This is a genomic window from Amycolatopsis sp. NPDC028719, assembly GCF_055565395.1.
Window position 1 is genome coordinate 57,175 of the sequence record NZ_JBVHUL010000009.1, and the last position, 16,484, is coordinate 73,658.

A 16,484-nucleotide genomic window follows, 5' to 3' on the forward strand; every position below is an offset into this window, starting at 1 on the left:
CTCGCTTTCGAGCCGCGCGGAAGGGAGCGTCGTGACGCCGGACCAGCGCCGCATCCAGCCACGTAAACAGCCCCGGCAGGTCCGCGCCGAGCTGACCCGGCAGCGGATCCTGACGGCGGCTGCTCACGTTTTCGGCGAGCACGGCTACGCCGCGGGCACCACCAACCGCATCGCCGAGCGGGCCGGCATCTCCATCGGCTCGCTGTACCAGTACTTCCCGAACAAGGACGCGATCCTCGCCGAGCTGCTCGTCCGCCACCTCGACGACGGCGCGGCGATCGCCGAGCGCGTCCAGCGCGAACAGCTGCCCGGCCCGATCGAGGAGGTCTTCCGCCTCTTCGTCCACGGGGCGATCGAGAGCCACCTCGACGAGCCCCGGCTCCTGCGGGTACTGCTGGAACGGGCCCCGAAGTCCACCGACGTCCTCGAGAAGGTCGAGCGGATGAAGACCCACCTCGTCGGCTACCTGCGGGCGCTCCTGGACGGGCACCCCGAAGTCCGGATCGCCGACACCGAGACGGCGGCCCGGCTGATCGTCACGACGGTCGAGCTGGTGATCCACCAGCTCGTGGCCGACCATGAGCCGGTCGACACCGGGAAGCTGGAGGACGAGATGGTCGCGATGCTGACGCGGTACGTCAAGGGGTGAACCGGCGGGGGCGCCGTGCTCACGCGTTCGCGCGGCGGAGGCGTTCGGCCGCCTGGGCGCGGACCGCGTCGCCGGACACCGGTGGGTCGCCGTGCAGTGCTTCCCACCGGGCTTTGTGCGCCGCTGCCCACAGGCTCGCCGCCCACGCCACCTCCTGCTCCTCCTCGGTGAACCGGCGGCCGCGAAGCTCCTGGTAGGCCGACAAGAACGCGGCCGAACTCGCGATCGGCGCGAGCGTCGGGGGCGAGTCACTGGCTAACGCCCCGGATGCCGCCCCGGCCAGTGCCGCTTCCGGTTGCCAGGCCAGGCTGTCCCAGTCGTGTACGGCCCAGATGTCGTCGTGCCAGCGGAGGTTCTGCGCTTCGAAGTCCGCGTGGCCCAGCACGCACGGCAAGTCCGCGGCCGGCAACCGTTTCCGGGCCCGGGCGGCCACTTCGACGACGTGGGCGGGCACCACGCTCTGGTCGCGCTCGTCGAGGAACCCGATCGCCGGCCACAGCCCGGGATCCCGGTGGTCCCAGCGCGCCCAGCGCGGGTTCGGCAGCGGTGGTGCCACGTCCACCTCGGCCAGCTCGGTCATCAGCCACGCGAACACCGCCGCGCAGCGCACGGCGACGTCCGGCGAGTCGCCGCGCAGCACCGCACCTCCGGGGCGCGACTCCTCGGCGTGCACGGCCAGCGTGCCGACGACGGACACCGCCGTCAGGGGCCAGGGACACGGAAACCCGCGCTCCGCCAGCCGGGCCTGCGCGGTGACGCACGAGGACGCCCGGCCGTCGTCTTCGCGGGCCTTCACCACGACCTCCCGGCCGTCGGCCAGCCGCAGCCCGCACACCGACGAGAGGGAGTGCCGTTCGAAGAGCACGCCGGCCGGCGAGGCGCCCAGGTGGTCGGCGCACCAGCGCGGCAGCCAGTCCACTCAGCGGTCCCGCGCCACGAGCGCCGCCTGCGTGCGGCTCGTGACGCCCAGCTTGGCCAGCACGTTCCCGACGTGCACCTTGACCGTCCGCTCGGCCAGCCGCAACCGCGCGGCGATGTCCCGATTGGAGAGTCCCTCGCCGAGCAGCTCCAGCACGTCCCGTTCGCGCGGGGTCAGCGCGCCGCCGCCGGTCAGGGCCGACGCCACCGCCGGGCTCAGCGCGGTCACGCCCTGGTGCGCGGCGCGGACGGCGGCCGCGAGCTCGTCGCCGGAAGAGTCCTTCAGCACGAACCCGGCCGCGCCCGCGCTGAGCGCTTCGCGGATTTCGCGGGGGCGGCCGACCGTGGTCAGCATCAGGACGCGCGGCGCCGGGGGCCGCAGCCGGCGCAGGACTTCGAGGCCGTCCATGCCGGGCAGGTAGAGGTCGAGCAGGACGACGTCGGCCTCGACGGCGGAGCCGAGCAGCTCCGGCCCGCTCGCGTACTGCGCGACCACGTCGAGGTCCGGCCGCGCCCCCAGGATCAGGGCGATGCCCTCGCGCACCAGCGCGTGGTCGTCGACGACCTGGACCCGGATCATGCCGGGCACTCTACTGTCGGCGCATGCGCCAGTCCCTCCTCACGACGGCCGCGGCCGCGGCGGTGTTCTTCGCCAGCGGCGCCTGGACCCCGTACCAGGGCTGGCTCGCCGCGCTGCTCAGCGCGGTGCAGCTGGTCCCGCTGCTGTGGTCGCGTCGCGCGCCCGCCCTCGTGCTGGTGGTCGTCACCCTCGCGACCGCCGGGCACCTGCTGCTCGACCAGCCGCGCAACACGATGTACGTGCCCGTGCTGCTCGCGCTCCACAGCACGCCGCAGCGGTGGCTCGCGGCGTCCTCGGCACTGGTGATCGGCGCGGCGGTGTACCCGGCGAAGGGGCCGGTCGACGGCACGGTCCTGGTGCTGACGATCAGTGCGGTCGCCTGGCTGCTCGGCGCCGAACGCCGTCGCGCGCTCGCGGACCGGGCCGAGCGCGCCGCCCGGCGGCTGCACGACACGCTCGCGCAGACCACGGCCGTGATGCTGGTGCAGGCGGAGACGTTGCGCGCGGTCGGTGACCTGACCGACGCCGACCGCGAACGCCTCGACACGCTCCTGGCGGCCGGCCGCGGCGCGCTGACGCTGGTCCGCCGCACGCTCGACGACCTCCGGGAAGACGAAGACCGGGCCCCGGACCTCGCGGAGGTGCTGGCCCGGTTGCGCACCGCCGGCCTGGTCCTCGACCGCGATCCGGTGCTGCCCGCGCTGCCGCGCCCGGTGCGGGAGCTGGCCGAGCGGTTCGTCGCGGAGACGGCCGTGAACGCGTTGCGGCACAACGGTCCCGGCGTCCGGCTGCGGTTCCACGTCGAAACCGGCGACCCGGTGACGATCACCGCGCGCAACCCGCTCAAGGGAAGTCCGCGCACGGGCGGGGGGTACGGCCTCGCCGGGCTCGCGGAGCAGGCCGCGGCGGCCGGGGGAGCGTTGACGCACGGGCCGCGGGACGGCGAGTGGGTCGTCAGCGTCGCATTGCCAGCAGCTGCGACACGGTCACGAACCGGTAGCCGCGCTGCTTGAGCCCGTCGAGGATCGGCCCGATCGCCTGGCGCGTCTGCTCGCGGCCCGCGTACATGGCGTGCAGCAGCACGATCGAGCCGGGCCGCACCTGGCCGAGCGTCTCCGAAACGACCGTCGCGGCGGCCGGTGTTCCCGCGGAGTCCGGCTCGACGTCCCAGGTGATCGTGGTGCGGTGGTGCTCGGCGAGGTAGTGCGGCAGGGCGAAGAGCTTCTTGCCGTTCGGGGGCCGGAAGAGGATTTCACCGGGGTAACCCGAGGTCCGGATGAGCGCGTCGGTGGCCTCGACCTCGTCGGCGACCCAGGCCGGCGTCACGCCGATCATCCGGTCGTGGCTGAAGCTGTGGTTGCCGATTTCGTGCCCGGCGGCGGCGATGTCGCGGGCGAGATCGGGGTGCGCGGCGATGTCCCGGCCGATGAGGAAGAAGGTCGCGGGCACCTGCCGGCTCTTCAGCGCGTCGAGGATCGCGTGGGTCCCGGCGGGATCGGGGCCATCGTCGAAGGTGAGCGCGACGACCTTCTCGCTGGTCTCGACGCGGTTCACGAGCGTGCCGAAGAACTGGAAGGTCGGCGACTTCGACACCTGGAACAGCGTGAACGCGGCGCCCAGGACGACGACCAGCACGCACGCCACGACGATGGTCCGCTTCCGCGCGCGGCGGGATCTCAAGATCATGGCGTCACCCTGGCGATCTTCCCGCGGCCCGGGAAGCCGCCAAGGTACTAGTACCAAAGCCGTGAATGTCGCATTGAGGGACTTCAAGTCCCTCAATGCGACATTCACGGAACGTCAGAGCGGGTTGAAGACGCCCAGGGGAGCGGTGCAGAACGGGCCGCCGACGTACTCCGCCGCGGCGCCGGTCGGTGCGGGGCGGGAAGCCAGCTGCTCCGCGTACACCTCGGCGTCGTCCAGGGACTTGTAGCCCAGCGCTTCGGCCTCGGCCAGGGAGTAGATGCGGCGCGTGTTGTCCGAGACGCCCCAGATCAGCCGGTACCCGGGCGACGGCGCCGACAGGCAGGCCTCGAACAGCCGGGCGCCGTCGTCCGGGGAGAGCCACGTCGTCAGGCCGCGCGGGCCCAGCGGCAACGGCGTCTCGAAGCACGAGCCGATCCGGATCACGATGACGTCCATGCCGAAGCGCGAGTGGTACAGGCTGCCCAGCGCCTCGATCGCCGCCTTGCTGACGCCGTAATACGTGTCCGGGCGCGGCGAAGAGTCCGCCGGGAGCTCGGAGTCGTTGCGCCGGAAGCCGACCGCGTGGTTGCTGGACGCCAGGATCACCCGCGAAATCCCCGCCGTCCGCGCCGCTTCCAGCACCGTCTGCGTGCCGTTGATGTTGACGTCGAGCGTCGCTTCCCATGTGTTCTCGCGGCTGTGCCCGCCGAGGTGGATCAGCGCGTCGACGCCTTCGCACGCCGCCGCCATCGCCGCCGGGTCGGTGACCGACGCCGTCACGATCTCCTCGGACGCGTCCGACGCCGTCTGCGGGGCCAGGTCGAGCAGGCGCAGCACGCGGCCGTCGCGCTTCAAGCGGGGCCGCATCAGGGTGCCGACGACACCCGCCGACCCGGTGATGAGCACGCGCTGGTCCGTCATGGGATTCCTCTCCTAACAGGGAACGGCGGCGGACTGTGGTGTTATCGGATACCGGCGCGGCGCAGCTGCTGCCCGAGCTCGGCGGTGATTTCGGCGAGCAGTTCGCCGACGCGCTGCGCGTCGGCGTCGGTCACCTGGGAGATCGGCATCGAGCAGCTGATCGCGTCCGTCCCCGGGATCCGGTAGGGGATCACCGCGGCGACGCAGCGGACGCCGAGCGTGCCTTCCTCGATCTCGGCGGCGTACCCGCGCTCGCGGGTCGCGGCGCACTCGGCGTGCAGGCCTTCGAGCGTGGTGATGGTGTTCGGCGTCAGCGCGGTCAGCGACGCCGGCATCAGCGCCTCGATCTCGTCGTGCGTCAGCTCGGCCAGCAGCGCCTTGCCCAGCGCGGTCGCGTGCGTGGGCAGCGTGCGCCCGACGCGGGAGACGAGGTGCGTGGAGCGCTGCGACTCGCGCGTCTCCAGGTAGACGACCTCGGTGCCGTTGCGCCGCGCGAAGTGCGCGGTGAAGCCGGTCTTCTCCCGGATGCGCTCCAGGGCCTCGGTGGCGAACGGTACGACGGCGTCGCGGTCCAGGTACGCCGTGCCACAGATCAGCGCGCGGACACCGAGGCGGTAGCGGGCGGTGTTCGTGTCCGCCTCCAGCCAGCCGGCCTCCAGCAGCGTCCGCAGCAGGCCGTGCAGCGACGAGCGCGGGAAGCCCGTGCGCGCGTGCAGGTCGGACAGCGACAGCCAGACGTCGTTCGCCGCGAACGTCTCGATGAGGTCGACGGCCCGGCGCGCGGACTTCACTCCCGACGACTCGGCGGGGGCACCGTCGGCCGCTACCGGGTTGTCCACCTTCTGCGGCATTTGTGCTCCTCCGTCCGGCCGTTGACTTGTGACTCCGGCCATATTAGCGTCCCGAACAACGTTCTTATGGATGAACATAATCACTATAACAGACTCCGTTCATGGATGTGAACACCTCCTTCGGGAACCGCATCACTGTGGACGCGGAAAGGAGCCTGCGGTGCACGTACTCGACTGGGCGATGGTCTGCGCGTACTTCGTGCTGATGATCGTGATCGGCTGGTGGTCGCACAAACGGGTCAGCGACGTGAAGGACTTCTTCACGGCCGGTGGCAAGATGCCGTGGTGGCTGGCGGGCATCTCGCACCACATGTCCGGCTACAGCGCGGTGCTCTTCGTCGCGTACGCGGGCGTCGCGTACACGAGCGGCGTCACCGTGTACTTCTGGGGATTCGCCAGCATCGGCATCGGCGTCGGGATCGGCAGCTGGCTGTTCGCCGCCCGGTGGAACCGGTTGCGCTCGAAGCTCGGCGTCGCCTCGCCGCTGGAGTACCTGGCCAGGCGGTACAACGTGCCGACGCAGCAGGCGCTCGCCTGGAGCGGCAGCCTGCTGAAGATCTTCGACATCGCGGCCAAGTGGTTCGCCGTCGCGACGCTGCTGCACGTCTTCGCCGGCCTGGACTACAACCTCGGCATCCTCATCACCGGCGCCGTCACCCTCGTCTACTGCACCATCGGCGGCCTGTGGGCCGACGCGCTCACCGACTTCGGCCAGTTCGTCATCCAGGGCATCGCCGCGATCGTGATGATCGTCGTCGTGCTGGGCAAGCTGGGCGGGATCTCCGCGCTCTGGACGATGTGGGACAAGCTGCCCGAGAACCACGTCGACCCGGTGACGTCCAAGTACACCACCATCTTCTTGCTCGTTTACGTGCTCGTGAAGACCCTGGAGTACAACGGAGGCATGTGGAACCTGGCGCAGCGCTACATGGCGGCGCCGAACACCCACGAGGCCCGGCGCGGCGCGCGGCTTTCGTCCGCGCTGTACCTCTTGTGGCCCCTGGTGCTGATGTTCCCGATGTTCGCGGCGCCGCTGCTCATCCCCGGCATCAAGGACCCGACGCAGTCCTACGCGATCATGACCACGACGTTCCTCCCGCCGGGCCTGGTCGGCCTGGTGCTGGCCGGGATCTTCTCGCACACCATGGCGATGGTCTCCTCCGACGCCAACGCGATCTCCGCGGTGATCACCCGCGACATGATCCCGGCGATGGTCCGCCGCACCCGGCAGTGGACCGACGTCCAGGGCCTCAAGGCGGCGCGGATCACCACGGTCGTGTTCGTCGCGCTGACGATGCTCGTGGCCACGCAGGCGCAGAACCTCGGCGGCGTGCTGCAGATCGTCGTCAACTGGGTCGCCGCGCTGATGGGCCCGATCTCGATCCCGCTGCTGCTGGGCATGCTGCCGTGGTTCCGCAAGTGCGGCCCGCGCGCGGCGCTGGTCTCCTGGGCGGGCGGCCTGGTCGCTTACGGCCTCTGCTACTACGTCTTCAACGCGAACCAGACGGTGCTCGTCGCCACCCCGATCCTGGTCTCGCTCACCCTCTACGTCGGCCTCGGCCTGATCGCGCCCGAGCGCAGCGCGGTCGCCGATGAGATCGTCGACACCGTGAACACCGACGACGACGTCGACCGCAAGAAGGAAGGCACGACCGTGCCCGCCTGACGTTGGCCACACCCGGGCCGAAACCGAAAAAGGACGAGAGAGCAGAAACTGATGGCACAGACCGAGATCGAGCTGGACGGCCTGCTGGCGTTCCCCCTCACCCCGTTCACCGAGGACCTCGAGGTCAACCTCGACGCGCTCGCGGAGAACGTGGAGAGCCACATCGCGGCGGGCGCCGGTGCGCTGTTCGTCGCGTGCGGCACCGGCGAGTTCAGCTCGCTCTCGCCCGCCGAGCACGCCTCGGTGCTCACCCGGTCCCGGGAGGTGGCCGCCGGCCGCGTCCCGGTCTGGGTGGGCGCCGGGGGCGGCGCGGCGTCGGCGCGGGCCGGCATCGCGGCGGCTCAGGCCGGCGGCGCGGACGGTGTCCTGCTCCTCCCGCCGTACCTCGTTTCCGGTCCGCAGGCGGGGCTGGTCGACTTCGTCCGCTACGCCGTCGGCGACTCGTCCGTGCCGGTGATCGTCTACCACCGCGGCACCGGCGTGTTCGGCGCGCCGGCCGCGGCCTCGCTGCTCGAGATTCCCTCGATCGCGGGCCTCAAGGACGGCTACGGCGACGTCGAGGTGATGACCCGGATCGTCACCACCATCCGGTCGCTGGACACCGAACGGGCGCGGAACTTCCTGTTCTTCAACGGCTTGCCCACCGCCGAGGTGTCCGCCAAGGCGTACGCCTCGATCGGCGTCGCCCGCTATTCCTCGGCCGTGCACTGCTTCGCGCCCGAGATCGCGCACCGCTTCCACCGCGCGCTCGGCGAGGGCGACACCCGCGTGATGGACGCGCTGCTGACGGGCTTCTACCTGCCGCTGGTGGCGCTGCGGGACGAGACGCCGGGCTTCGCGGTGTCCCTGGTCAAGGCCGCCGCCCGGTTGCGCGGGGACAAGGTCGGCCCGGTCCGGCCGCCGCTGGTCGAGCCGACGCCGGAGCAGATCCACCGGCTCGAGAAGGTCGTGGAGGACGGCTTCGTGACGCTGAAGGCGCTGGGCTGATGAAGATCCTCGATGTGGCGCTGACGCCGGTCGCGTTCGCCGACCCGCCGCTGCTCAACGTCATGGGCGTGCACGAGCCGTTCGCGTTGCGCAGCGTCGTGCAGGTCGAATGCGAAGACGGCATCGTGGGGCTCGGCGAGTCCTACGGCGACGACGCGTTCCTCGGCGAGGTGCGCAAGGTGCTGCCGCAGCTGCGCGGCCACGACGTCTTCGACCTGCCCGGTCTGCAGCGGCTGGTCGCGCGGGCGTTGTCGGGCACGGTCCTGACCGACGCCCACGGGCTGATCGGCGGGTTCTCCATCCGCAAGACCGTCGCGAGCGTCTACTCGCTGTTCGAGGTCGCGTGCCTGGACGCGCAGGGTCAGTACCTCGGACGCCCGATCGCCGACCTGCTCGGCGGCAAGGCCCGCGACGCCGTCGAGTTCTCCGCCTACCTGTTCTACAAGTACGGCAAGCACGTCGACGGCCGCGAGGACTCCTGGGGCGAGATCACCACGCCGGAGACGCTGGTCGGTTCGGCGAAGCGGATGGTCGACGAGTACGGCTTCCGGTCCATCAAGCTCAAGGGCGGGGTCTTCGAGCCCGCGCAGGAGGTCGACGGGATCCGCGCGCTCGCCGAAGCGTTTCCCGGGCACCCGCTGCGGATCGACCCGAACGGCGCGTGGACGCCGCAGACCGGTATCCGGGTGGCTCGTGAGCTGGACGGTGTCCTGGAGTACCTCGAAGACCCGACGCCGGGCATCGACGGCATGGCCCAGGTGGCCGCCGAGGCGTCGATGCCGCTGGCCACCAACATGTGCGTGGTGAACTTCGGCGACATCGAGCCGGGCTTCCGGGCGCGCGCCATCGGCGTGCTGCTCTCGGACCACCACTTCTGGGGCGGGCTGCGGGCGACGCAGTCGCTGTCCACGACCTGCGAAAGCTTCGGCGTCGGCCTGTCGATGCACTCGAACAGCCACCTCGGGATCAGCCTGGCCGCGATGGTCCAGGTCGCGGCGGCGACCCCGCACCTGACCTACGCCTGCGACACGCACTGGCCGTGGAAGGTCGAGGACGTCATCGAGCCGGGGGTGCTGGAGTTCCGCGACGGCGCCGTGGCGGTGCCGCCGGCCCCGGGCCTCGGCGTCAAGCTGGACGAGGACGCGCTGGCCCGGCTGCACGAGAACTACGTCCGATGTGGACTGACCAAGCGGGATGACGTGACCTACATGCGCGAGTACGTGGCCGGGTTCGAGCCGAACACGACGAGGTGGTGATCCGGTGAAGGTGACGGGATACGCCTATCCCTGGGACGTCCTGGAGGCCGGGTTCGCCGCGCGGGCCCGCGACCTGGGCGTCGACGAGGTGGCCGTCGCGCTGTCCTACCACAGCGCCCGGGCGGCGACGCCGTGGTCGGCTTCGCGCACGGCGGTCGTGGCGCGGCACGCGGCGTTCTACCGGCCGGTGCGCGAGCAAGCCTGGGGAAGCAAACGTCTGCGTCCGTCCACTCCGGACTGGCTAGCTGCCCCGGACAGCGGTTCTGACGCTGTTGGGGTGCTGAACGAGGCCGGGATCCCGGCAGCCGCGTGGATCGTGCTGACCCACAACTCGCAGCTCGGCTACGAGCACCCGGACGTGGTGATGCGCAATTGCTTCGGAGAGAGCTACCCCTGGGCGCTGTGCCCTGCGCAGCCCGCGGTGCGCGAGTACGCCGCGACGCTGACCGCCGAGGCCGTCGCCGGGCTCGAGCTGTCGTCGGTGATTCTCGAGGCCTGCGGCCCGCTCGGCGCGGTGCACCAGCACCAGCACGAGAAGACCGACGGCGTCTGGGCGCCCGCGGTGGCCCGGCTGCTGTCGATCTGCTGCTGCGAGGCCTGCGCGTCTTCGTGGGACCTCGACCCGGACGCTGTCCGGGCCCAGCTCGTCGAGGAGGTCCGGCGGCTGGTCGCGACCGGCGACCTGGGCATCACCGGCGATCGGCTGCCGCCGGAGTTGACCCGGATGCTGCTGCGGGTCCGGCAGAAGGCGACCGACGAGCTGCGAGCCACCGTTTTGGCCACGCTGCCGGAGGGCATCCGGATCGTGCTGCACGGCGCGCTCGACCCGTGGGTCACCGGCGCGCTGCCCGGGCTGACGCCGTCCGCTGCGGACGACGTCGATGCGGTCGTAGTGTTCGGGTGGGCGCCCGCCACCGGCGCCGAGGCCGTCGCGGCGGCCCGGGAAGCCTTGCCCGAGCGTGTCGCGATCGGCAGCTACATCACCGCGGTCGCCGCCGCACCGGTGCCGGACATCGCCGCGTACGCCGGCGAGCTGGCCAAGGCGGGCGCCGCCGAGCTGCACCTGTACCACCTCGGACTGGCCGGCCCGGGTCGCTGGAGCGATCTGGGCGCGGCCACCGCCGCCGCCCACGAGATGCACTGAGGAGCTGTACCGAATGAGCCAGGCCACTGACGCCGCCACGCTCGAGAAGATCCTGACGGGAGCCGCCGCGGCAGCCCGTCCCGCCGCCGAGGCGACCCCGGCCGAGCGCGCCCGCTGGCTGGTCGCGGCCGCCGACGCGCTCGACGCCGCCGCCGACGACCTCGTCCCGCTGGCCCACCGCGAGACCCACCTGCCCGCCACTCCGCGGCTGGCCGGTGAGCTGAAGCGCACGACGTTCCAGCTCCGCCTCTTCGCGGAGGTGCTCACCGACGGCGAGTACCTCGGCGCCACCGTCGACCACGCCGACCCGGACTGGCCGATGGGCCCGCGTCCGGACATCCGCCGCGTGAAGACCGCGCTCGGCCCGGTGCTGGTGTTCGCGGCCAGCAACTTCCCGTTCGCGTTCAGCGTCGCCGGCGGCGACACGGCGTCCGCGCTCGCCGCGGGCTGCCCGGTGGTCCTCAAGGCGCACCCCGGCCACCCCGAGCTGTCCGCGCTGACCGGCCGGATCGTGCGCGAAGCCCTGGTCGGCGCGGGTGCGCCCGAAGGCATCTTCGACGTCATCTTCGGGCAGGAGGAAGGCGTCACCGCGCTGAAGGACCCGCGGATCGCGGCGGCGTCGTTCACCGGGTCCATCCCCGGGGGGCGGGCGCTGTTCGACATCGCGAACGCGCGGCCGCGGCCGATCCCGTTCTACGGCGAGCTCGGCAGCGTCAACCCGGTCGTCGTCACCGAGGCCGCCATCGCCGCGCGCGGGGAGGCGGTCGCGAAGGGGTACGCCGGGTCGTTCTCCCTCGGGGCCGGCCAGTTCTGCACCAAGCCGGGCCTGCTGTTCCTGCCCGAGGACCACGGCCTGACCGACGCGCTGCGCCAGGCGTTGTCGGGTGCCGCGGCCCAGCCGATGCTCAACGACCGCATCGCCGCGGGGTACGCCGACAAGCTCGCGCAGCTGCGCGAGGTGCCGGGCGTCGACGTCGTGTCCGAAGCGGCTTCGGAGTCGCCGTCCTTCACCCCGACGCTGCTGGCCACCACCGGCAAGCAGTTCCTCGAAGGCGGCGACTCGGTGCACGAAGAGTGCTTCGGCCCGGCGTCGCTGATCGTCACCTACGCCGATCAGGCCGAGCTGCTGAGCCTGCTCGACGTCATCGAACCGGGGCTCACCGCCACGATCCACGGCGAACAGTCCGATGCGGACTGGATCCGGCCGGTGCTGCCGGCGCTGGCCCGCATCGCCGGCCGGCTGCTGTGGAACGACTGGCCCACCGGCGTGACGGTGAGCTGGGCCCAGCAGCACGGCGGCCCGTACCCGGCCACGACGGCCCCGACCACGACGTCGGTGGGCACCGCCGCGATCGAGCGCTTCCTGCGTCCGGTGGCGTGGCAGGGCTTCCCGGACGCCCTGCTGCCCGAACCCCTCCAGGAGGCCAACCCCTGGCAGCTGCCCCGCCGCACCGACGGCTCCCGCTGACCCGGCGGGGCGCCTCCCGCGGGGGGCGCCCCCCCCGGTTTCCACTTTACCGCCTGGCACCGACAGTTTCCGGCGCCGCCGACCCCGGCCCTGACTCGCAGTCCCTGCTCCCGCGGGGGCGCCCCCCGTTTCCACTCTATCGCCCGGCACCGACAGTTTCTGGTGCCGAGAACCGAATCCGCCGCCGCACAACTGAATTCCGTTCCCCTTTCCCCGCAAGCCGAAGATGTCTTCCTGGGAGGCATTGTCATGCCCGTGAACCGGAGAAACGCCCTGCGCGGCGGCGCGCTGGCGGCCGCTTCGACCGTGTTGCTCACCCGGCCCGCGTTCGCGGCGGCCGCCACTCCGGTGGCCGCCGCCGCGCGTGGGGTGCCGACCGCCACCGCGCCGATCGTCGCCGCCTACCGGCAGCTGCAGACCGGCATCGACCGGCCGTCGCCCGAACGCACCGAAGCCCTGGCCAACCTGAGCCGCGTCGCGAAGGCGTACAACGACAGCCTGTCCGTCGCCGGCGGTGACACTCCACTGTGGACGGACCTGCCGCTCGGCCCGGGCAGTGACTACACGACGTCGATGTACGCCCGGCTGCGCGCGATCGCCGTCGACTGGGGCACGCCGGGTGGTGCGCTGGCCGGCGACCCGGCGGTACTCGAGCGGATCAAGGCCGCGCTGGAACTGATCTACGCGAGCCAGTACAACCCGGCCGTCGGCGAGATCGGCAACTGGTACACCTACGAAATCGGCGTCCCGTACTACGTGCTGCACACGCTTTCGGTGGTCGCCGACCAGCTGACCGCGGACGAGCTGGCCCGCTACGTCAGCCCGATCAAGCGGTTCGTCGGCAACCCGAACGTCCGCGCGAACACCCCGTCGCTCGTCGAGACCGGCGCGAACCGCGCGGACAAGGCCCTGATCTCCATCGTCGCCGGGGCGCTGATCGGCGACACGGGGTGGATCAAGACGGGCATCGACGCGCTGACCGACGTCGCCGGCGGGGGCGCGGCGAGCGTCGTCGCGAAGCTGGACCGCGCGGCCGGCGACGGCTTCCACGTCGACGGCTCGTTCATCCAGCACGACACCATCCCGTACCCCGGGCACTACGGCATCGTCCTGCTCACCGCGCTCGCCGGCGCCATCCACGTCACGCAGGGCACGGAGTTCGCGCTTCCGCAGCCGCTGAAGGACAAGATCTACGCGCTGGTCGCGGACAGCTTCGCGCCGTTCGTCTACGCGGGCGCGCTGATGGAACCGGTGCGCGGCCGGATGCTTTCGCGGCAGGGCGAGACCGGGCACGACATCGGCCACCAGTTGACCGTCGCGACGCTGGTCCTGGCCCGCACGGCCTCCGGGAAGACGAAGACCGACCTCAACGCCCTGGCCGCGAAGTGGATCAAGGAAGGCACGTACGCGCCGTTCCTGAAGATCCCCGACCCGGAGCGGTTCGCGCCCGGCCCGGACCTGGTGGCGACGCCGGGGATCGAGTTCGCGCAGGACATGCTGGCCTCGGGCGCGCGGCCGGCGCGGGTGGTCGCCACGCACCGGATCTTCGGCCAGCAGGACCGGATGGTGCACGTCACCGACGGCTGGTCGGCGTCCCTCGGCGTCAGCTCGACGCGGATCTCGCGCTACGAGTCCATCAACGGCCAGAACCTCAAGGGCTACCACGTCGGCGACGGCGTGCTCTACACGTTCCTGCCGAACGCGAAGGGCCACTACACCGACGCCTACTGGCCGACGGTCGACCCGCTGCTGCTGCCGGGCACGACCGAAAACGACGGCCCGGCCGACCCGAAGTTCGGCGGCGTGCCGGTCGGCCCGAACCCGCACACCGGTGGCGTCCGCTGGGACGACGAGCACGGCACCTACGCGTTCGACTTCACGTCCTGGGACGGGTCGCTGGTCGCGAAGAAGTCGTGGTTCTTCACGCCGTCGGGGATCGTGTGCCTCGGCGCCGGGATCACCAGCACGTCGCCTCACGCGGTGCGCACGGCGATCGAGAACCGCAACCTCGGCGAGGGCGGCCGCGGCGCGCTGACCGCCGACTTCCGGCGCGTCGCGACCGACCTCGGGAAGGTCTCCGCGCTGCGGCGGCCGCGCTGGGTGCACCTGGAGAACGTCGGCGGGTACGTGCTCCTGGACGACGCTTCGGTGACGGCGTTGCGGGAGGACCGCACCGGTGCGTGGCGCGACATCGACACCGGCGCCAACACCAAGGGCACCACGACGCCGAACACGCGCCGGTACCAGAAGCTGGTGCTGGAGCACGGAGTCCAGCCGACGGACGCGAAGTACGCGTACGCGGTGCTGCCCGGTGCGTCGGTCCTCGGCACGGTCGGTGCGTCCTGGGCGTGGCAGGTGCGGGCGAACACCGCGACGGTCCAGGCGGTCCAGGTCGGGGAGACGCTGCTGGCGAACTTCTTCGCGGCCGGCTCGGCCGGCGACGTGCGCGTCTCCGGGCCCGCGTCGGTCGCGGTGGGGCGGTCCGGCTGGCGCCGCCAGCTCGCCGTGTCGGATCCGACCCAGACGCAGGACAGCGTGACGGTGACCGTGCGCGGCAAGTCCGTGGTGGTGCCGCTCAAAGGCAGCTTCGGCGCGACGAAGGTCGTTCCCCTGTAGCGGGTCTTCCCCGCCGGACCGGTGCCCCGACCCGGTCCGGCGGGGTCCCCACCTCGGTTAGGCTGGATTTCATGACCACCGCCGACCACGTGGACGTCCTGATCGTGGGCGCCGGCCTGTCCGGCGTCGGTGCGGCCTGCCGGCTCCAGGAACGGCTGCCGGGCAAGACGTACGCCATCCTCGAGGCGCGCGACACGATCGGCGGCACCTGGGACCTGTTCCGCTATCCGGGCATCCGGTCCGATTCGGACATGTTCACCCTCGGCTACCCGTTCCGGCCGTGGAAGGACCCGAAGGCGATCGCCGACGGGCCGGCGATCCTGGCGTACATCCGGGAGACGGCGGCGGCACACGGAGTCGTCGATCGGATCCGCTTCGGCCACCGGGTCGTGCGGGCATCGTGGTCGTCCTCGGACGCGCTCTGGACGGTGTCGACCGGGCACGGGGCGACGTTCACCTGCCGGTTCCTGTACCTGTGCAGTGGTTACTACTCCTACGAGTCCGGGCACGTCGTCGACTTCCCGGGCCGCGCGGAGTTCGCGGGGGAGATCGTGCACCCGCAGCACTGGCCCGCTTCGCTGGACTACGCGGACAAGCGGGTCGTGGTGATCGGCAGCGGCGCGACGGCGGTGACGCTGGTCCCGGCGATGGCCTCGCAGGCCGCGCGGGTGACGATGCTGCAGCGTTCGCCGTCGTACATCGTGGCGCGGCCGGGCCAGGACGCGCTGGCCGACCGGATCCGGGCGCTGCTGCCGGAGAAGCTCGCGCACCGGGTGGTGCGGGGCAAGAACGTCGTCATGGGGACGCTGTTCTTCCAGCTCATGCGGCGGCTGCCGCGCCGGGCGGCCCAGGCGCTGCGGGACCGGGTGGCGGCGCAGCTGCCGGCGTCGATCCCGGTGGACCCGCACTTCGTGCCGTCGTACGACCCGTGGGACCAGCGCCTGTGCCTGGTGCCGGACGCGGACCTGTTCCGGGCGCTGCGGTCGGGCAAGGCGGACATCGTGACGGACCGGATCGCGCGGTTCACGGCGTCCGGCGTCCTTCTGGAGTCGGGCCGCTCGCTGGACGCCGACGTCATCGTGACGGCGACCGGGCTACGTCTGGTGGCCTTCGGCGGGATCTCCCTGACGGTCGACGGCCGCGCGATCGAGCCGGGGGAGCAGCGGGCGTACAAGGGCATGATGTTCGGTGGTGTGCCCAACCTGGCGTGGTGCGTGGGGTACACGAACAACTCGTGGACGCTGCGGGCGGACCTGACGTCCCAGTACGTGTGCCGGCTGCTGGCGTACCTGGACCGGCGCGGGTACGCGTACTGCGCCCCGGACGCGGCCTCGGCGTCGACGGCGGGGCGGCCGCGCCCGATCGTCGACCTGGCGTCGGGGTACATCAAAAGGGCCGCCCCCGGCCTGCCGAAGCAGGGCGAGAGGCGGCCCTGGATGATGCGCCAGAACTACTTGCTGGATCTGGCCGACATGCGGTTTACCCGCGTGGACGACGGAGTGATGCGGTTCGGCCGCGCGGAAGACCGGGCAGCCGCGCCCAGTCAGCCCTGACGGGCCTTCGAGCGCGGGTTGTCCTTGTTGATCACGAACACGCGGTTGCCGCGCCGGATCACCTGGGCGCCCGGCTGGCGGGCGAGCGAACGGACCGAGCTGCGAACCTTCATGGTGAGCCGTCCCTTCCTGGTCGGCGGTGCGGGCCCCGAATGCGTCCCGCTTTCGTCTCAACCGCCGACCACTCGG

15 protein-coding genes are annotated in these 16,484 nt (G+C 71.7%); 9 read left to right on the plus strand and 6 right to left on the minus strand.

Translation table 11 applies throughout. The features are described from left to right. The first annotated feature begins 31 nt into the window (after nt 1-31). Nucleotides 32-649, plus strand: coding sequence for a TetR/AcrR family transcriptional regulator (locus ACZ4TR_RS34945; protein ID WP_465292095.1), 618 nt, complete (start codon nt 32-34; stop codon nt 647-649). 19 nt (nt 650-668) lie between these two features. On the opposite strand, the gene ACZ4TR_RS34950 is transcribed toward ACZ4TR_RS34945, so the two are convergent. Further along, nucleotides 669-1,568, minus strand: coding sequence for an aminoglycoside phosphotransferase/kinase family protein (locus tag ACZ4TR_RS34950; protein ID WP_465292097.1), 900 nt, complete (start codon nt 1,566-1,568; stop codon nt 669-671). After that, nucleotides 1,569-2,147, minus strand: coding sequence for a LuxR C-terminal-related transcriptional regulator (locus ACZ4TR_RS34955; RefSeq protein ID WP_465292099.1), 579 nt, complete (start codon nt 2,145-2,147; stop codon nt 1,569-1,571). Nucleotides 2,148-2,170: 23 nt separating this feature from the next. Between ACZ4TR_RS34955 and ACZ4TR_RS34960 the strand changes: the two genes are divergently transcribed. Continuing rightward, on the plus strand, nt 2,171-3,160 hold the full coding sequence (locus ACZ4TR_RS34960) for a histidine kinase (RefSeq protein WP_465292101.1): 990 nt from the start codon (nt 2,171-2,173) through the stop codon (nt 3,158-3,160). Here ACZ4TR_RS34960 and ACZ4TR_RS34965 read toward each other — a convergent pair. The 3 genes from ACZ4TR_RS34965 to ACZ4TR_RS34975 all read right to left on the minus strand — a co-directional run bounded on the left by ACZ4TR_RS34965 (nt 3,102) and on the right by ACZ4TR_RS34975 (nt 5,605). After that, nucleotides 3,102-3,833: a polysaccharide deacetylase family protein gene (locus tag ACZ4TR_RS34965; protein WP_465292103.1), complete on the minus strand. Its 732-nt coding sequence runs from the start codon at nt 3,831-3,833 to the stop codon at nt 3,102-3,104. The genes ACZ4TR_RS34960 and ACZ4TR_RS34965 overlap by 59 nt on opposite strands. Before the next feature lie 114 nt (nt 3,834-3,947). After that, nucleotides 3,948-4,754: an NAD-dependent epimerase/dehydratase family protein gene (locus ACZ4TR_RS34970; RefSeq protein ID WP_465292105.1), complete on the minus strand. Its 807-nt coding sequence runs from the start codon at nt 4,752-4,754 to the stop codon at nt 3,948-3,950. 41 nt (nt 4,755-4,795) lie between these two features. After that, entirely contained in the window at nt 4,796-5,605 is an 810-nt protein-coding gene (locus ACZ4TR_RS34975) for an IclR family transcriptional regulator (protein WP_465292107.1), read from the minus strand. A 160-nt stretch (nt 5,606-5,765) separates the two neighbouring features. On the opposite strand from ACZ4TR_RS34975, the gene ACZ4TR_RS34980 reads away from it, so the two are divergent. From ACZ4TR_RS34980 to ACZ4TR_RS35010, 7 genes are all read left to right on the plus strand, one after another. Then, a complete protein-coding gene (locus ACZ4TR_RS34980) occupies nt 5,766-7,271 on the plus strand; it encodes a sodium:solute symporter family protein (RefSeq protein WP_465292109.1) in 1,506 nt (501 codons plus the stop codon). A 51-nt stretch (nt 7,272-7,322) separates the two neighbouring features. Continuing rightward, nucleotides 7,323-8,258: a 5-dehydro-4-deoxyglucarate dehydratase gene (locus ACZ4TR_RS34985; protein ID WP_465292111.1), complete on the plus strand. Its 936-nt coding sequence runs from the start codon at nt 7,323-7,325 to the stop codon at nt 8,256-8,258. After that, on the plus strand, nt 8,258-9,514 hold the full coding sequence (locus tag ACZ4TR_RS34990) for a glucarate dehydratase family protein (RefSeq protein ID WP_465292113.1): 1,257 nt from the start codon (nt 8,258-8,260) through the stop codon (nt 9,512-9,514). The genes ACZ4TR_RS34985 and ACZ4TR_RS34990 overlap by 1 nt, the downstream gene beginning before the upstream one ends. A 4-nt stretch (nt 9,515-9,518) precedes the next feature. Beyond that, the gene (locus tag ACZ4TR_RS34995) at nt 9,519-10,658 is read left to right on the plus strand and encodes a hypothetical protein (RefSeq protein ID WP_465292115.1); all 1,140 of its coding nucleotides are present in this window, start codon (nt 9,519-9,521) and stop codon (nt 10,656-10,658) included. 13 nt (nt 10,659-10,671) lie between these two features. Next, nucleotides 10,672-12,126, plus strand: a complete 1,455-nt coding sequence (locus ACZ4TR_RS35000) for an aldehyde dehydrogenase (NADP(+)) (protein WP_465292117.1) — start codon at nt 10,672-10,674, stop codon at nt 12,124-12,126. A 249-nt stretch (nt 12,127-12,375) separates the two neighbouring features. Further along, nucleotides 12,376-14,742, plus strand: a complete 2,367-nt coding sequence (locus tag ACZ4TR_RS35005) for a polysaccharide lyase 8 family protein (protein WP_465292119.1) — start codon at nt 12,376-12,378, stop codon at nt 14,740-14,742. Nucleotides 14,743-14,813: 71 nt separating this feature from the next. Continuing rightward, a complete protein-coding gene (locus ACZ4TR_RS35010; protein WP_465292121.1) occupies nt 14,814-16,295 on the plus strand; it encodes a flavin-containing monooxygenase in 1,482 nt (493 codons plus the stop codon). Here ACZ4TR_RS35010 and rpmJ read toward each other — a convergent pair. Next, complete coding sequence (gene rpmJ, locus ACZ4TR_RS35015) at nt 16,286-16,408, minus strand: 50S ribosomal protein L36 (protein WP_284742536.1); 123 nt, start codon at nt 16,406-16,408, stop codon at nt 16,286-16,288. The genes ACZ4TR_RS35010 and rpmJ overlap by 10 nt on opposite strands. Nucleotides 16,409-16,484: the final 76 nt, after the last annotated feature.